This is a genomic window from Curtobacterium sp. MCLR17_054, from assembly GCF_003234335.2.
GTDB classification, from domain to species: domain Bacteria; phylum Actinomycetota; class Actinomycetes; order Actinomycetales; family Microbacteriaceae; genus Curtobacterium; species Curtobacterium flaccumfaciens.
Map to the genome: position 1 here is coordinate 700,872 of NZ_CP126263.1, position 14,214 is coordinate 715,085.

Genomic DNA, 14,214 nt, shown 5'->3' on the forward strand with positions numbered 1-14,214 from the left:
TACCGAGCGGGCAACCTCGCACCACTCGAACAAGCGCGCACCGTGCGACCAGAGCCGGCCGGCCAAACACCCGAACCAACCCGCCCCGCACCCACCACCCCGCCGCGCCACCTACCCTTTGACGGGTGGCACATCTCCTCGGCGCCGAGAACCTGCATCTCGAGTTCCCCACCAAGGTCGTCTTCGACAACGTCACCCTCGGCATCGACGAGGGTGACCGGATCGGCGTCGTCGGCCGGAACGGCGACGGCAAGTCGACCCTCCTCGCACTGCTGTCCCAGCGCCTCGAGCCGGACGGCGGCCGCGTCACGCACCGCCGCGGGCTGACCATCGGCTACCTGGACCAGCGCGACATCCTGCCCGAGGGCGCGACCGTCGGCAGCACCGTCGTCGGCGACCTCGAGGAGCACGAGTGGGCCGGTGACCCGAAGATCCGCGACATCATCGGCGGTCTGGTCTCGGACATCCCGTGGGACGTCAGCGTCGACGAGCTGTCCGGTGGGCAGCGTCGTCGTGTGGCACTCGCGCGGCTGCTGGTCGGCGACTGGGACGTCCTGTTCCTGGACGAGCCGACCAACCACCTGGACGTCGAGGGCATCGAGTGGCTCGCCGGGCACATCAACCGCCGCTGGTCGTCGAACCAGGGCGGCATGGTCGTCGTGACGCACGACCGGTGGTTCCTCGACGCCGTGTCGACCGACACGTGGGAGGTCCACGACGGCGTCGTCGACCCCTTCGAAGGTGGCTACGCCGCGTACATCCTGCAGCGCGTCGAGCGTGACCGGCAGGCCGCCACGATCGAGCAGCGCCGCCAGAACCTGGCCCGCAAGGAGCTCGCGTGGCTCCGCCGCGGCGCCCCGGCCCGTACGAGCAAGCCGAAGTTCCGCATCGACGCGGCGAACGCCCTGATCGACGACGTCCCGCCCATCCGCGACACGGTTGCGCTGTCCCGGACGGCGACCGCGCGCCTCGGCAAGGACGTCGTCGACCTGCTCGACGTGAGCGTCTCGTTCGACGGCACGCAGATCCTCGACCGCATCGAGTGGCGCATCGCACCGGGGGAGCGGACCGGCATCCTCGGCCCGAACGGCGCCGGCAAGTCCACGCTGCTCAACCTGGTCTCCGGCCGGCTGCAGCCGACGAGCGGGCGGGTGAAGACCGGCAAGACCGTGCAGGTCGCGGTGCTCGACCAGCAGCTCGCCGACCTGCAGCAGTTCGCCGACGACCGCGTGCGCGAGGTCGTGGCCCGCAAGAAGACGAGCTACGTCGCCGACGGCAAGGAGATGACGCCGTCGCAGCTGCTCGAGCGGCTCGGCTTCACCTCGGAGCAGCTCTCCACGCCGGTCAAGGACCTGTCCGGTGGGCAGAAGCGGCGCCTGCAGCTCATGCTCATCCTGCTCGACGAGCCGAACGTGCTCATCCTCGACGAGCCCACCAACGACCTCGACACCGACATGCTCGCCGCCATGGAGGACCTGCTCGACACCTGGCCCGGCACCCTGCTTGTCGTCAGCCACGACCGGTACCTGCTCGAGCGCGTCACCGACCAGCAGTACGCCGTGCTCGGCGGGCACCTGCGCCACCTGCCCGGCGGCGTTGACGAGTACATGCGTCTGCGCGAGGCCGGCACCGGTGGCGGGACCGCCTCTGCGGCTGCCGCCGCGTCTGCCGGGAGGCCCGACACCGTCGGCGGGACCGGCTCGGCCGGTGCCGTGGCCGGGTCCACGGCCGCCGGTGCGTCCGCCCTGTCGGGAGCGGACCGGCGGACGGCCGAGAAGGAGTTGTCGGCGCTCGACCGGAAGATCGCGAAGGTCGGCGCGGACCGCAAGAAGCTGCTCGACCAGTTCGCGACGCACGACCAGTCCGACTACGCCGGACTCGGCGAACTGCAGGCGAAGCTCGGTGCGCTCGAGGCCGAGGTCGAGGAGCTCGAGGAGCGCTGGCTCGAGGTCGCGGAGCTGCTCGGGGTCTGAGGCGGTCTACTCGACGGACGCGTGGTCGACCGCGTCCTGGCCGCTGTCCGTCGGCGTGGCGTCCTCGGGGGCCCCACCGCCGGGGTTCGCCACGACCTCCCACAGGTGGCCGTCCGGGTCCTGGAAGAAGCCGGACCACATGCCCCACGGGCGCGTGTAGGGCGGTTCGGGCATCGTGGCGCCCGCTGCCTGCGCCCGTTCGAGGAACGCCTCGGCCTCGGCCTGACTGCTCGTGAAGTGCCCGATCGTGCTGCTCGGTGCCGTGGCCAGCTGCACGCCGGAGTCCTTCGCCATGTCGTCACGGCCGTAGACGCTGATGATCAGGCCGTCGTCGAGGGTGAACATCGCCGTGGTGCCGCCGGCCTGCGTTTCCGTGGCGGGGTACTCGGTCCCGATGACGCCGCTGCCCTCGATGCCGAGCAGGGCGCGGTAGAACTCGGCCGATCGAGCGACGTCGGCGACGGCGAGGGTGATGGCGTGCATGCGGCGCACGATACGCCGGGGCCGCTCGGCCCGTGTCACGCTGTCGGTCAGTCCCCGAGGCCCAGGATGAGCCGGCGGAGCAGCCCGGCCAACTGGCCCTGCTCGTCGGCGGAGACCCCGGACAGGATGTCGCGCTCGGCGGCCAGCAGGTCCGCGATCGCCGCGTCCACCGCAACCCGGCCCTTGCCCGTCAGCGAGACGAGGATGCCGCGGCCGTCCTTCGGGTCGGTCCGTCGCCCCACGAAGCCGCGGGCCGCCAGGCGGTCCACCCGGTTCGTCATCGTGCCGCTCGACACCAGGGTCTGCTGCAGCAGGGTCTTCGGGCTCAGCTCGTAGGGCTCACCCGCGCGCCGCAGAGCCGACAGGACGTCGAACTCCCACGGCTCCATGTCGCTCGCGTCGAACGCGGTCCGCCTGGCGCGGTCCAGGTGCCGGGCGAGCCGGTCCACGCGGGACAGCACCTCGAGCGGGCCGAAGTCGAGGTCGGCACGCTCACGACCCCACGCCGCGACGATGCGATCGACCTCGTCCTCATGCGGCATCCCTCCATCTTGGCCGAACCCGGAGCGGACAGCCAGCCTCGTCGGTCGTGGGAGGATGGAGGAGCACCTCCGGGTGCGTTCCGCCTTGGTGTAATGGCAGCACGACGGCCTTTGGTGCCGTTAGGTCCGGGTTCGAATCCTGGAGGCGGAGCGGGCGGGTCGTCCGTCGCGGCGGGAGCGAGAGCGGGTGTGCGCAGTGACCATCTCGGATGACTTCCACCGTTGGGGCTCGCTGCTGATGGCGCAGCTCGAGGCCGACGCCGTGAACACCGAGTTGCGGCGCTCGCCCGAGGACCGGGACAACCGGAGCACCCACCTGTTGGTGGAGTCCGATCTGATCGCCTACGACTTGCTCGTCTGGGATTCGGGCGACGCCGAGCTCATGGTGTCCGACGAACGGGGAACCGTCCCGACACACCTCGACATCGGCGCAGACCTGTCGGCCCGTGCACTCTTCGAGCGGTTCGTCAGTGGCGCATCGAGGGCCGCGGGGCGGCGGCTCCAGGGCTGAGGAGACGGCCGGTCACCACGAACTCGGCGCGTAGTCCTTCAGGAAGACGCCGAACACGTCCTCGCCCGCTTGGCCCCGGACGATCGGGTCGTAGACACGGGCTGCCCCGTCGACCAGGTCGAGCGGCGCGTGGAAGCCCTCCTCGGCGAGCCGGACCTTCGTGGGGTGCGGCCGTTCGTCGGTGATCCACCCGGTGTCGACGCTCGTCATCAGGATGTTGTCGGTCTCGAACATCTCCTGCGCGCTCGTGCGGGTGAGCATGTTCACGGCGGCCTTCGCCATGTTCGTGTGCGGGTGACCCGGCCCCTTGTAGGCGCGGCCGAACACCCCTTCCATGGCGCTGACGTTCACCACGTAGGTGCGGCGTCCGGTGCTGGCGGCCATCGCGGGGCGGAGCTTCGAGATGAGGATGAACGGAGCCGTGGTGTTGGCCAGCTGGACCTCGAGCATCTCGAGCGGGTCGACCTCGTCGACCTGCTGGGTCCACGAGTTCTCGTCGTGCAGGTCGGGGACCAGGCCGCCGGCGTCGATGGCGGTGCCCAGGGCGAGCCGTTCGAGCGAGCTCGATCCCGGCGCCATCGCCTGTTCGGTCAGCTCGTCGGCTCGGGCTGCGGCGGCCGCGAGGATCGGGTGCGCGGCAACTGAACGGGCGAGCGCCAGCGGGTGCTGGTCGTTCGTGTGCCCGAAGGTCACGAGTTCGGGCAGCGGTCCGTCGGGCAGCGGCGCGAGTTCCGCGTCGACCAGCGGCTGGTAGGCGCCGGTCGACCGGCGCACGGTCTGCGTGGCGTTGTTGATCAGGATGTCGAGGGGACCGGATGCGGCGACGTCCTCGGCGAGTCCGATCACCTGGGCGGGGTCACGCAGGTCGATGCCGACGACCTTCAGTCGGTCCATCCAGTCGGCCGAGTCGGGCAGGCTCGCGAACCGGCGCACTGCATCGCGGGGGAACCGCGTGGTGATGGTGGTGTGGGCCCCGTCGCGCAGCAGCCGGAGGGCGATGTACATGCCGATCTTCGCGCGACCGCCCGTGAGCAGCGCCCGCTTGCCGGTCAGGTCCGTCCGGGCGTCGCGCTTCGCGTGGCTCATGCGGGCGCACGCCGGGCAGAGCTGGTGGTAGAACGCATCGACGACCGTGTAGTGCTGCTTGCACATGTAGCAGGGCCGTGACTTCAGCAGGGTGCCCGCGGTGGTCGATGCGGTCGAGGCGCTGATCGGGACGCCGCGGGTCTCGTCGTCGATCCGGTCGGCGGCCCCGGTGGCGGTGGCGGCGATCACCCGGCGGTCGGCCTCGGCGATGACGCCGCGCTTCTCGAGACGGTGCGCACGCTTGACGGCCTTGAACATCTTCGCGGTGGCCTGCCGGACCCGGATGAAGTCCGGGTGCGTCTCGTCGATCGACGGCAGCTGCTCGAGCACCCGGAGCGCGACGGTCAGGTCGTCGGGGTCGATGCCGCTGGGTTCGGGGTGCTCGGAGCTCACACGCGATCCTACGTCGGGACCGACCACCGGTCAGACGAGCTGCTGCTCCATGCACACGCTCGTCGGGTCGTCGACGTAGGGGCCGAACCGGGGGATGTCCGCGTACCCGGCCTTCCGGTACAGCGCGATGGCCGCGGCCTGCGGCAGGCCGGTCTCGAGCCGGACGGTCCCGATGCCGACCGCGCGGGCCCGGTCGTGCAGGGCGTCGAGCAGCCGCGTCCCAACGCCGAGCCCACGCGCGGCGTCGCTCACGAACATGCGCTTCACCTCGCCGGTGCCGTCGCCGGCGTCGACGAGCGCCACCGTGCCGAGGGCGGTGCCGTCCTCGCGCGCCACCAGGAACGTGACGTCGGGCTGGTCCAGGTCGTCGACGTCGAGGGCGTGGTAGTTCTCGGCCGGGTAGAGGCTCAGTCCGTAGTCGTCGCCCTGCTGTAGCAGGTGCAGGACGTCGTCCTGCCGGGGGCTCTCGATCCGCACGGTCAGCACCGTCACACAGTAGCGAGGACGACGAGAACAGTGGGCAGACGAGGCCCCCGGCCGACGGCGATCAGACCAGGAGCCCCTCGCTGACCTCCCACAGCCGCCGGGCGTCGTCGGCGTCGAGCATCGCGGAGTTCGCGTCCGACGGGATGCGGTCGGCGGTGAGGGGCAGGACCCGGTCGTCGATCACGGCGACGTCGCTGTCCTTCAGGTAGACCCCGCCGACGCCGTCGAGCAGCGGGCTCGCGGCACCGAACACGAGCGTGGCTGCGCCCTGCTCGACGGTCTTCTTGCCGACCTCGGGGTCGATGACGGTCGCCCCGTGGTCGTCGACCAGTCCTTGCTCGCGGTAGGAGGCGATCCGAGAAGCGTCGTGCGGGCCGGGTCCGATGATGACGCCCGGGTGTGCGGCGAAGGCGCGGATGCCCTGGTCGGCGTACCGCCGGTCGAGCTCCACCGTGAACAGGACGTTGGCGCGCTTCGACTGGCCGTACGCGGTGACCGGGTCGTACCCGTGCGCGAACGTCAGGTCGTCCCACCGGATCTGCCCGAACCGCGCCGCGCCGGAGGTGACGGTCAGGACCCGCGCACCACGGGCCTCCAGGAGGGCGGGGAGGAGCGCCCGCGTGAGCTGGAAGTGCCCGAGGTGCGTCGTCGAGAACGCCAGTTCGTTGCCGCGGCCGTCGAGCCGACGGTCTGGGGTGAAGAGCATCGCGGCACTGTTCACGAGCATGTGCAGCGGGCGGCCGGAGGCCGACCAGCGCGCGGCGAAGGCGTCGACCGACGACGGGTCGGTGAGGTCGAGGGCCTCGACGCGGATGCCCGGCATGTCGGCGACGGCGGCGGATGCCCGCTCGACGTCGCGGGAGGCGACGGTGACGTCGGCGCCGGCCGCCGCGAGGGCGTGGCTGGTCTCGCGGCCGAGGCGGCTGTGTCCGCCGGTCACGACGACGTTCCGGCCGGTCAGGTCGACGCCGTCCAGGACGTCGGCGGCGGTGGACGCGGCGGTGAACGGAGTGGGCAGGGGGTGCTGGTGGGTGATCACGAGTGGTGCTCCTTCGATTCGATGTGGCCGACGGCGGCAGCAGGGCCTACCGCGGCAGCAGTGTCGGCCGCGTCGGCGGTGGCTGGGCCGACGGCGTCGGCGACCGCCGACCACGCGTCGGGGTCGAGGCCGAGCTCGGTCCGGAGGAACGCCGTCGTGGTGTGGCGGATGAGGTCCACACGCTCGGGGCTCTCGTCCGTGGTGGCGGTCGACTCGTAGTCCTGGATCCCGCCGAGCAGGTGCTCGCCGCCGTGGACGGTCACCAGGTGCCGTGCGCCGGGGCTCAGGTGGTAGACGTCGGTGAACCAGTCCGGACCTCGCGTCGAGAGCTGCGACTGGTCGTGGTCGCCGGCGACGACGAGTGACGGGGTGTGCAGCTGGCTGAAGTCGGGGCTCATGAACGCGAAGTGCTCCTGCGCGAACGGCACGAGGTCGCCGCGCGCGATCCCGGTGGTGGACAGCAGGACCCCCGCGCGCACGCGGTGGTCGGTGCGGTCCTCGCCCGGCCGCCCGTCGGCGTCCAGGACGCGGGCCCCGAGCAGCATCCCCACGGACTGTCCGCCCCACGAGTGTCCGACCGCGGCGATGCGCGCGGTGTCGACGCGTCCGCTCAGGCCGGGGACCGCGTCGATGATCTGGTCGAGGTCGTCGAGCACCCGCTCGAGGTCGTCGACGCGCGTCTGCCAGATGGTCGGGTAGCGCGGGTCCTCGAGCGTCAGTCCGTAGGCCTTCGCGTCGAGGAACGTCGGCTGGACGACGACGAAGCCGTTCGCGGTCCAGTGGTCGACGAGGGGGTCGCCGCCGGTCATGGACTGGCCGAAGCCGTGGGCGAAGACGATGACGGGCAGGTCGGTGCCGGTCGTCGGTGCGGTGATCCGGACCTCGAGGTCCTGACCGCGCGAGGGTGCGGGAAGCGTGACGGGGCGCACGCTGATGACCTGCGGTCGGGGTGCTGTGGGTGCCATGCGGGGCCTTTCCGGGATGCGGTGTCGCCCGTGTCGGAGCGATCGTCGTCCGAAACGGAGCGACGTTCCGGAACGATACGGAACAATGATCCGGATTGCAAGAGGAAGCGGAGCGCTGTTCCGCATCGCGTCGGTGTCGTGCGATGATCGACGAATGAGCACCCCGTCGCCCGACCCCGCGCCGCGTCGCCGTCGCGACGTCGAGCGCAACGAGCGCACGATCCTCGACGCCGCTGCCGCGGTCTTCGCCGCTTCGGGCGTCGGCGCACCGGTGCGCGAGGTCGCCACCGCCGCGGGGGTCGGGGTCGGCACGCTCTACCGGCACTTCCCGACCCGTTCGGACCTGGTCGTCGCCGTCTACCGGCACCAGATCGAGGCCCTGGTCGACGCGGGGCCGGCGCTGCTCGGCTCGGAGCCGACGCCGTTCGCCGCCCTGCTGCGCTGGGTGCACCAGTTCGTCGACTTCCTCGGCACCAAGCACGGTCTGGCGCGCGTCTGGGAGGGCGACGCCGACGGCTTCACGGCGCTGCACACGCTGTTCGTCGACGAGCTCGTGCCCGTGCTCGGCCGGCTGCTCGACGCCGCGCGGGCGTCCGGCGAGGTGGCGGCACCGACCCCGCCGTACCAGCTGCTCCGGGCCGTCGGCGACCTGGTGGCGTGGAGTCCCCAGGACCCCGACTACGACGTCCGGACGATCGTGACCCTCCTGGTCACCGGGCTGCGGCAGGCGCAGCCGACGATGACCGACAGCGCGTAGCCGGCCACGTGCACTGGTCGCGACCGGCACCGGACTGGAGGCACGGGGCGGGCCCGCCACGGGCCTCCCGTCCGGCATCGTGACCGTCTCGGGCCGCACCAGCGGCGTCGGGGCCGGTCCGGGCCCTACGATCGTCCCGACGAAGGGGGACCACCATGACGGAACTGGCGGACTGGGAGACCGAGGGGGCCAGGGCTCGTCCGGCTCGACCGGGTGACCACGAACCGGCGCCGGCCGCGCTGCGGGCCGTGACGATCATCGGGGTGTTGTTCCTGATCGCCGCGGGCTGCGTGTTCGTCGCGACGGCGTTCCTCCCCACGTCCGACGAGACGGCCGTGCCGGACGGCCTTCGACTGCTGATGGCGACGGTCGTGTCGGTCGGCATCGCCGTGGTCGGCGTGGTCGCCCTGCTGCTCCGACTCGTCGCCGGGGTGCTCGTCCGCCGCTGACGGCCGGCTCAGCGTCGGCCCGGCTCCGCGGGGTCGGACTCGGTGTCCCCGTGCTCCGGCAGCACGTCGACGTCGGTGACCGTGTACCCGAGCGGCACCTGGCCCAGCGCGAGCAGGAGCGCCGTCCGCCGGTCGTCGTGCTCGGTCTCGATCACCCGCCGCTCGGTCGGGACGACGACGAGTCGGACCCGGTGCGTCACGGGTGCCCCCATGCGGCGGTGCCGCGCGAGCGTCGCCCGGCGTGCTGACCACGTCGCCGACGCAGCAGCAGGTGGCGGACCGCGAGCAGGTGCGGGAACTCGACGAGCATGCCGACGACGATTGCCGTGGTGACCAGCGGCTGGTGGGGGAGTGCGGCGCTCGTCAGCCCGATCATCAGGGGTGCGTTGCGGGCCGCCGTCGTCATCGCGAGCAGCGCCGACCGCGGGTGCGACAGGGCGGCGAGGCGTGACGCCCACTCGGCTGCAATGAACATCACGGCGAAGAAGACCACCGCGCTCCCCAGCACGGCGACGAACACCGGCAGGTTCGCCAGCAGCAGCCCGATGTGCGAGGCGAAGAGCCCGGCGACCATCGCGCCCACGATCCAGGGGACCGCTCGGCCGGGCAGGGCGGCGGTGCGGGCTCGAGCGCCGTCCGGCAGCAGCGAGATCCCGAGGCGGATCACCACGGCGATCGCGGCGGGCAGGACGAACCACTGCAGCAGGGTGCCGATGGTGCCCACGGCATCGATGCCGACGTTGCCGCCCAGGACCGTGATCCACACCGGGAACAGCAGCAGCTGGGTGACCATGTTGATCGGCAGCAGGGTCGCCCCAACGGCGGTGTCGCCGTCGCTCAGTCGGGTGAACGCCAGGAACCAATCGGTGCAGGGCGCCAGGAAGTACAGCATCACGCCGAGCTGGACTGCCGGGTGTCCGGGCAGGGCCACGCGCGTGAGCAGGAACGCGACGAGCGGGGCGAGCAGGAAGTTCATGCTCCAGGCGATGCCGATGACCTTCCAGGCGCCGGGCGTCCGTGGCAGGCGGTGCAGGGGGACGTCGACGAACAGGGCGACGACCAGGGTGATCACCAACGCATCCACCACCGAGCCCATCGCGTCGCCGGCCGAGGGTGAGGCGCCGCCGATCACCGACCCGAGCAGGATGGCGCCGCCGACGATCGCGGGGGTGGCCCAGAGCCGTGCACCGGCGGGGCGGGCGGGCCGCTGTGCCGGCATCAGCACGCGCATTCGACACCACAGCAGCTCAGGTCGTCGGTGAGCATTCCGGCGTCGTCCCACTCCTGCAGGGCACCGCAGTCGCGCCCTGCTCGTTCGCCGATGACGCGGGCGACGTGGGCGAACCGCTGCCGGAACTTGTAGACGAAGCAGAACTGCAGTGCGCCGTGCCGGAGCGCGGTGCCGGCCAGGAAGAGTCCGGGCGTGGTGGTCGACTCGTCGTCCTCGGTGAGCAGCGGCCAGCCGTCCGCGCGGGTGTCGAACAGGCTCGCGGCCGGCCCGAGCCCCGGGCCGTACCCGGTGGCGAGGATCGGTGGCGCGTCCGCCACCAGGGCGGTCCGTCCGGCGACCCCGACGGTGAACCCCTCTCCGGACCGTTTGATGCCGGTGACCTGGCCGTCGTCGACCAGGGTGAGGCGTCCACTGGCCCGCGCGGCCCCGAGCCGTTGACGGGTCCGCGGGGCGAGGCGGAACGACGGGTCCGACCCGCTGCCGGCGTCCCAGGGGTGGGACGGGTCGACGACCGTCACCGCCGCCCCCTGTTCGACGTGGTGGCACGCCAGGTCGATGCCGGACTCGAAGCCACCCACGACCACCACGTGGCCGGGCCGTGCCACCGAGGCTGCCTCGGCGGAGGCGTGCACCCCGAGCGAGGTGCCCGCGCAACGGGGCAGGAGCGGGTCGGAGAACTCGCCGCCGGCCCAGACCACGTTCCGGGTGACGACGGGGCCGCGGCTGGTGGTCACGCGGAAGCCGTCGTCGTCCGGCTCGATGCGCTCGACCTCGGTGTCGAGCAGGGTCGGCAGGTGGAAGGCCGCGACGACGCCCCGCAGGTACCGGGCGTACTCGGGCCCCGAGGGGTAGTCGGTCCCCAGGCTGTAGGCGGGTGAGGTGCGCGGGTGGACTGCGTTGAGGTCGGTGGCCCCGAACCCGTTGCCGGTGAAGGACGGCGTCAGGAACCGCTGGTGCTCCGGCCACCGACGGAACGTGTCTCCGACGACGCCGCGTTCGACGACGCCGAACAGCAGGCCGTCGACGGCGTGGAGTGCCAGGCCGGTGCCGACGCCGGCCGGTCCGGCTCCGACCACGAGGGCGTCGAGGGTCTCGGTGGGGTGTGGTGCTGGCATGGGGTCGGTCTTCCCAGCAGCTGCGGCTGCGTCGATGGAACGGCCACCATGGTGTGGTCGCTGCACACCATCTTAGTGAGAACCGTTATCAACATGCCATCACGGCATCAGCCGACCGGCGACGAGTACAGGACCGCCAGGGTCGCCACCAGTCCGACGACCACGATGCCGAGGTCGAGCAGGGCCAGGGTGACGAGTCGGGTGCGCTGCGGCCGCACGGAGGCCCGCACCACGACCATCGTCACGAACAACACGATGACGAGCACGAGCGCCGGCCAGCCGATCGCCGGCGCCCGGATCGCCATGAGGACCATCACCGCGGCGACGATCACGGCCGTGACGGCTCCCCACACGAGCCAGTTCGAGCCCGACGCCGTCCGGAGTGCGGGCTGGTCGCCGACGCGGGTGGGATCGGGGCGGCGGGGCTGTTCGTCGGACACGAGCCGGACGGTACGCGGCGGCCCCTGCCCGTGCCCGCAGGCGCTCGGCCACGAGAGGATGGGGTTGTGCACACTGCCGCGACCATCCTCGACGCCGTCGTCCGGCACATCGACACCACCGGGTTCGCCGCACACGGCATCCACGTGCGCACGCGGACTGCGGCTCCGGGCACCGAGAGCACCGCGGACGACGTCGCCGAGCACCACTGGACCCCCGACGTCCGACGCGAGATCCACTCCGCCGCGAAGGGCGTCTGCGTCCTGGCCACCGGCATCGCCGCCGACGACGGCCTGGTCGACGTCGACGAACCGATCGCGACGTCCCTGGTCGGCACCGGCCTCGGTGCGGAGACCGGGCTCGAGCTCGGCGACGGCGTCGACCGGGTCACCCTCCGCCACCTGCTCACCATGACCAGCGGGATCGACATGCCCTGGTCGGCGACCGAGCTGACGGACTGGCCGGACCTGGCGGCCGAGTTCCTGCGGCGACCGTCCCGCGGCCGGGTGTTCCAGTACGCGAACGCCAGCACCTACACGGCGATGCGCGTGCTCGAGACCCGGGTCGGCGACGTCGGCGCGTTCGTCACCGAGCGACTGTTCGCGCCGCTCGGCATCCAGGACGTCGAGTGGCAACGCTGCCCGAACGGGTTCGTCGCCGGCGGCGAGGGACTGTCGCTCCGAACCGAGGAACTCGCCCGCATCGGTCGGCTGATCCGCGACCGCGGGGTCGTCGACGGACAGCGGATCGTCAGCGCGCGGTGGTGCGACGCGATGCACACCGACTGGGTGGAGCGCGAGGGCACCGGCCCCGGCTACGAGCGGTACGCGATGGCCGGATGGGGTGGTCCCGGCCGACTCTGGCGACTGCACGGTGCGTACGGTCAGATGCTGCTGTTCGACGAGACCGAGGCGAGCAACGACTCCGGCACCGTCGTCACCATCACTGCCGACGACCACTTCGGCGCCGACGCGCTCGCCGCCTTCGTCGCCGACGAGCTGGTCCGCCAGGACCCCCGCCGGTAGCGACCGCGACCATCCGACCTGCACGTCCGCGCGCGCCCGGCGTGGGAGGATCGATCAGTGCAGCAGCAACCCGTCGCGATCATCATCGCGGCCATGAGCGAAGAGGTCTCGGCCTTCGCCGACCTGTTCGGCGGTGTCCCCGTCCTCGACGGCCCGGTCGGCGGCCACGACCCGCACCAGCTGCTCGACATCGGCGGCGCCACGGTCGTCGTGCGCCGCAGCGGCATCGGCTTCACGAACGCCACGGCCGCCGTTGCCCACGGCTTCCACGACTTCGGCCCGGGCATCCCGGTGATCAGCGTCGGGACCGCCGGTGGGCTCATGCACGGTGTCGCCATCGGTGACGTCGTGGTCGGCGACCGGTACGTCAACCTCAACGCCGACGCCACCGCGTTCGGCTACGCCCTGGGCCAGGTCCCCGGCATGCCGACCGGCTACGCGCCGGACGCCCGGCTCGTCGAGCTGGCGATGGGTGCCGACATCGCGTGGCCCCTGCGGTCGGCGACGATCGGCTCGAGCGAGGTCTTCGTGACCGAAGGCCGTGCCCGCGCGCTCCGGGTCGCGTTCCCCGAGGTGGCCGCGGTCGACATGGAGTCGGCCGCGATCGCGCAGTTCGCCCACGTGCACGACATGCCGTTCGTGTCGGTCCGGTGCATCAGCGACCTCTGCGCGCCGGACGGCGCCGAGTTCCGTGAGCACCTGGACGACGCCGCGGCACGCGCAGCGCGCGTGGTCCACGACCTGGTGCTCGGCCTGCGTTCCTGAGTCCGCCCGCGCGCTCCCTCAGCCAGCTCGCGTGCCGGCGCTCACGCGACGACTCCCACGGCACGGAGGCGTCGGACGGCGAGCCGGTCAGCAGCTCCGGGCGCTGCGCCGAGGGCGTGCGACGCGATCGTGACGTCGCCGTGACGGAGCAGGCAGACGCCGGCGTCCCGTGTCTGCCCGCTGTGCCAGATCAGCCCGTCGCGGTGCTCCCACGCCAGGAAGTCCGGCTCGATGCGTCCGATCCCCACGCCGAATCGCAGGAGGTCGGACATGGTCGACCAGATCCCGCCGGCCGGTGCGTAGGGACCTGATCCGATGGTCCAGGGTGCACGGGGGCGGCCCCGCCACGATCGGAGCAGCGTTCGTCGCTCGGGTGCCGGGTCGAGGGTGGCGCTGGTGATGCCGAGCGGAGCCAGGACCGTCCGCTCGGCGACCGTGGACCATGCCTCCTGCGCGACGTGCTCGAGCAGCCGACCGAGCACCGCGTAGCCGAGGTTGGAGTAGTCCCGCTCACCCGGCGTCGTCGGGGTCTGGCGCAGCACACGCGTGATGTCCGCCTCGGACACGTCCGCGTACGGGTCGCCGACGATCCCGGCCGACATGCCCTGGTGCACACGGGGCAGACCCGAGCGGTGTCGGATCAAGTCGTCGACCGTGTAGGTGGCGTCGACGGGGACGTCCGGCAACAGGTCCCGGGCGGGGGTGTCCCGTGGGATGTCCCGTTCAGCGAGGAGAACGAGCACGGCGGCGGCGGTCACGGTCTTCGTCACGCTCGCCCACTCCACCAGCGCGCCCGCTTCGTAGCGATCGCCGAGGTCGGCGGTGACGTCGCCCCCTGTGTCGATGATCACGGCTCGGTTCGCAGCGGCCACGCTCGTCCTCCTGATCTGGTCGAAGCCACCATGATCGCAGCCGGTCATGCGGGGATCCTCGTTCCGCGTGGACGAGCACCAGGT

General features: G+C 72.0%; 17 protein-coding genes, 1 tRNA gene and 1 pseudogene. 8 read left to right on the forward strand and 11 right to left on the reverse strand.

The window, feature by feature from the left end; all coding sequences use genetic code 11:
- Nucleotides 1-125: 125 nt before the first annotated feature.
- Together DEJ08_RS18940 and DEJ08_RS03430 are read left to right on the forward strand one after the other, a co-directional pair.
- Nucleotides 126-594, forward strand: a pseudogene (locus tag DEJ08_RS18940) (ATP-binding cassette domain-containing protein); the annotation flags it as partial.
- A 23-nt stretch (nucleotides 595-617) separates the two neighbouring features.
- A complete protein-coding gene (locus DEJ08_RS03430) occupies nucleotides 618-1,973 on the forward strand; it encodes an ABC-F family ATP-binding cassette domain-containing protein (RefSeq protein WP_502869461.1) in 1,356 nt (451 codons plus the stop codon).
- Between the two features lie 6 nt (nucleotides 1,974-1,979).
- Here DEJ08_RS03430 and DEJ08_RS03435 read toward each other — a convergent pair whose 3' ends face one another.
- Nucleotides 1,980-2,456, reverse strand: a complete 477-nt coding sequence (locus tag DEJ08_RS03435; RefSeq protein ID WP_111055348.1) for a VOC family protein — start codon at nucleotides 2,454-2,456, stop codon at nucleotides 1,980-1,982.
- 47 nt (nucleotides 2,457-2,503) lie between these two features.
- On the reverse strand, nucleotides 2,504-2,998 hold the full coding sequence (locus DEJ08_RS03440) for a MarR family winged helix-turn-helix transcriptional regulator (RefSeq protein ID WP_027465090.1): 495 nt from the start codon (nucleotides 2,996-2,998) through the stop codon (nucleotides 2,504-2,506).
- A gap of 79 nt (nucleotides 2,999-3,077) precedes the next feature.
- Here DEJ08_RS03440 and DEJ08_RS03445 point away from each other — a divergent pair.
- Nucleotides 3,078-3,149, forward strand: a tRNA-Gln gene (locus DEJ08_RS03445).
- A 45-nt stretch (nucleotides 3,150-3,194) separates the two neighbouring features.
- Complete coding sequence (locus DEJ08_RS03450; RefSeq protein ID WP_111055349.1) at nucleotides 3,195-3,509, forward strand: immunity protein TriTu family protein; 315 nt, start codon at nucleotides 3,195-3,197, stop codon at nucleotides 3,507-3,509.
- Nucleotides 3,510-3,521: 12 nt separating this feature from the next.
- Here the strand turns inward: DEJ08_RS03450 and DEJ08_RS03455 are convergent, their stop codons facing one another.
- The 4 genes from DEJ08_RS03455 to DEJ08_RS03470 form a co-directional block, all read right to left on the reverse strand.
- A complete protein-coding gene (locus DEJ08_RS03455; RefSeq protein WP_111055350.1) occupies nucleotides 3,522-4,988 on the reverse strand; it encodes an SDR family NAD(P)-dependent oxidoreductase in 1,467 nt (488 codons plus the stop codon).
- Between the two features lie 30 nt (nucleotides 4,989-5,018).
- The gene (locus tag DEJ08_RS03460) at nucleotides 5,019-5,474 is read right to left on the reverse strand and encodes a GNAT family N-acetyltransferase (RefSeq protein ID WP_111100045.1); all 456 of its coding nucleotides are present in this window, start codon (nucleotides 5,472-5,474) and stop codon (nucleotides 5,019-5,021) included.
- Nucleotides 5,475-5,535: 61 nt separating this feature from the next.
- Nucleotides 5,536-6,513 carry an SDR family NAD(P)-dependent oxidoreductase gene (locus tag DEJ08_RS03465; protein ID WP_111055351.1) on the reverse strand — a complete coding sequence of 326 codons (978 nt, stop codon included), beginning with the start codon at nucleotides 6,511-6,513 and terminating at the stop codon, nucleotides 5,536-5,538.
- On the reverse strand, nucleotides 6,510-7,478 hold the full coding sequence (locus DEJ08_RS03470; protein ID WP_111055352.1) for an alpha/beta hydrolase family protein: 969 nt from the start codon (nucleotides 7,476-7,478) through the stop codon (nucleotides 6,510-6,512). Before DEJ08_RS03470 ends, DEJ08_RS03465 begins: the two co-directional genes overlap by 4 nt.
- 154 nt (nucleotides 7,479-7,632) lie before the next feature.
- Between DEJ08_RS03470 and DEJ08_RS03475 the strand changes: the two genes are divergently transcribed.
- Together DEJ08_RS03475 and DEJ08_RS03480 are read left to right on the forward strand one after the other, a co-directional pair.
- Nucleotides 7,633-8,235 (forward strand): TetR/AcrR family transcriptional regulator, encoded by a 603-nt coding sequence (locus DEJ08_RS03475; RefSeq protein WP_111055353.1) that lies wholly within the window; start codon nucleotides 7,633-7,635, stop codon nucleotides 8,233-8,235.
- 155 nt (nucleotides 8,236-8,390) lie between these two features.
- Entirely contained in the window at nucleotides 8,391-8,684 is a 294-nt protein-coding gene (locus DEJ08_RS03480; RefSeq protein WP_111055354.1) for a hypothetical protein, read from the forward strand.
- 8 nt (nucleotides 8,685-8,692) lie between these two features.
- Here the strand turns inward: DEJ08_RS03480 and DEJ08_RS03485 are convergent, their stop codons facing one another.
- The 4 genes from DEJ08_RS03485 to DEJ08_RS03500 form a co-directional block, all read right to left on the reverse strand.
- Entirely contained in the window at nucleotides 8,693-8,884 is a 192-nt protein-coding gene (locus tag DEJ08_RS03485) for a hypothetical protein (protein ID WP_146243421.1), read from the reverse strand.
- The gene (locus tag DEJ08_RS03490; protein WP_181439055.1) at nucleotides 8,881-9,903 is read right to left on the reverse strand and encodes an arsenic resistance protein; all 1,023 of its coding nucleotides are present in this window, start codon (nucleotides 9,901-9,903) and stop codon (nucleotides 8,881-8,883) included. Before DEJ08_RS03490 ends, DEJ08_RS03485 begins: the two co-directional genes overlap by 4 nt.
- On the reverse strand, nucleotides 9,903-11,030 hold the full coding sequence (locus DEJ08_RS03495) for an NAD(P)/FAD-dependent oxidoreductase (RefSeq protein WP_181439056.1): 1,128 nt from the start codon (nucleotides 11,028-11,030) through the stop codon (nucleotides 9,903-9,905). Before DEJ08_RS03495 ends, DEJ08_RS03490 begins: the two co-directional genes overlap by 1 nt.
- Nucleotides 11,031-11,137: 107 nt before the next feature.
- Complete coding sequence (locus DEJ08_RS03500; protein ID WP_146248551.1) at nucleotides 11,138-11,470, reverse strand: hypothetical protein; 333 nt, start codon at nucleotides 11,468-11,470, stop codon at nucleotides 11,138-11,140.
- A gap of 66 nt (nucleotides 11,471-11,536) precedes the next feature.
- Here DEJ08_RS03500 and DEJ08_RS03505 point away from each other — a divergent pair, with 66 nt between their 5' ends.
- Entirely contained in the window at nucleotides 11,537-12,493 is a 957-nt protein-coding gene (locus DEJ08_RS03505) for a serine hydrolase domain-containing protein (protein ID WP_111055357.1), read from the forward strand.
- 57 nt (nucleotides 12,494-12,550) lie between these two features.
- Nucleotides 12,551-13,258 carry a 5'-methylthioadenosine/S-adenosylhomocysteine nucleosidase gene (mtnN, locus tag DEJ08_RS03510; protein ID WP_110864380.1) on the forward strand — a complete coding sequence of 236 codons (708 nt, stop codon included), beginning with the start codon at nucleotides 12,551-12,553 and terminating at the stop codon, nucleotides 13,256-13,258.
- Nucleotides 13,259-13,299: 41 nt separating this feature from the next.
- Here mtnN and DEJ08_RS03515 read toward each other — a convergent pair whose 3' ends face one another.
- Complete coding sequence (locus DEJ08_RS03515; protein ID WP_284180502.1) at nucleotides 13,300-14,130, reverse strand: serine hydrolase domain-containing protein; 831 nt, start codon at nucleotides 14,128-14,130, stop codon at nucleotides 13,300-13,302.
- Between the last annotated feature and the right edge of the window lie 84 nt (nucleotides 14,131-14,214).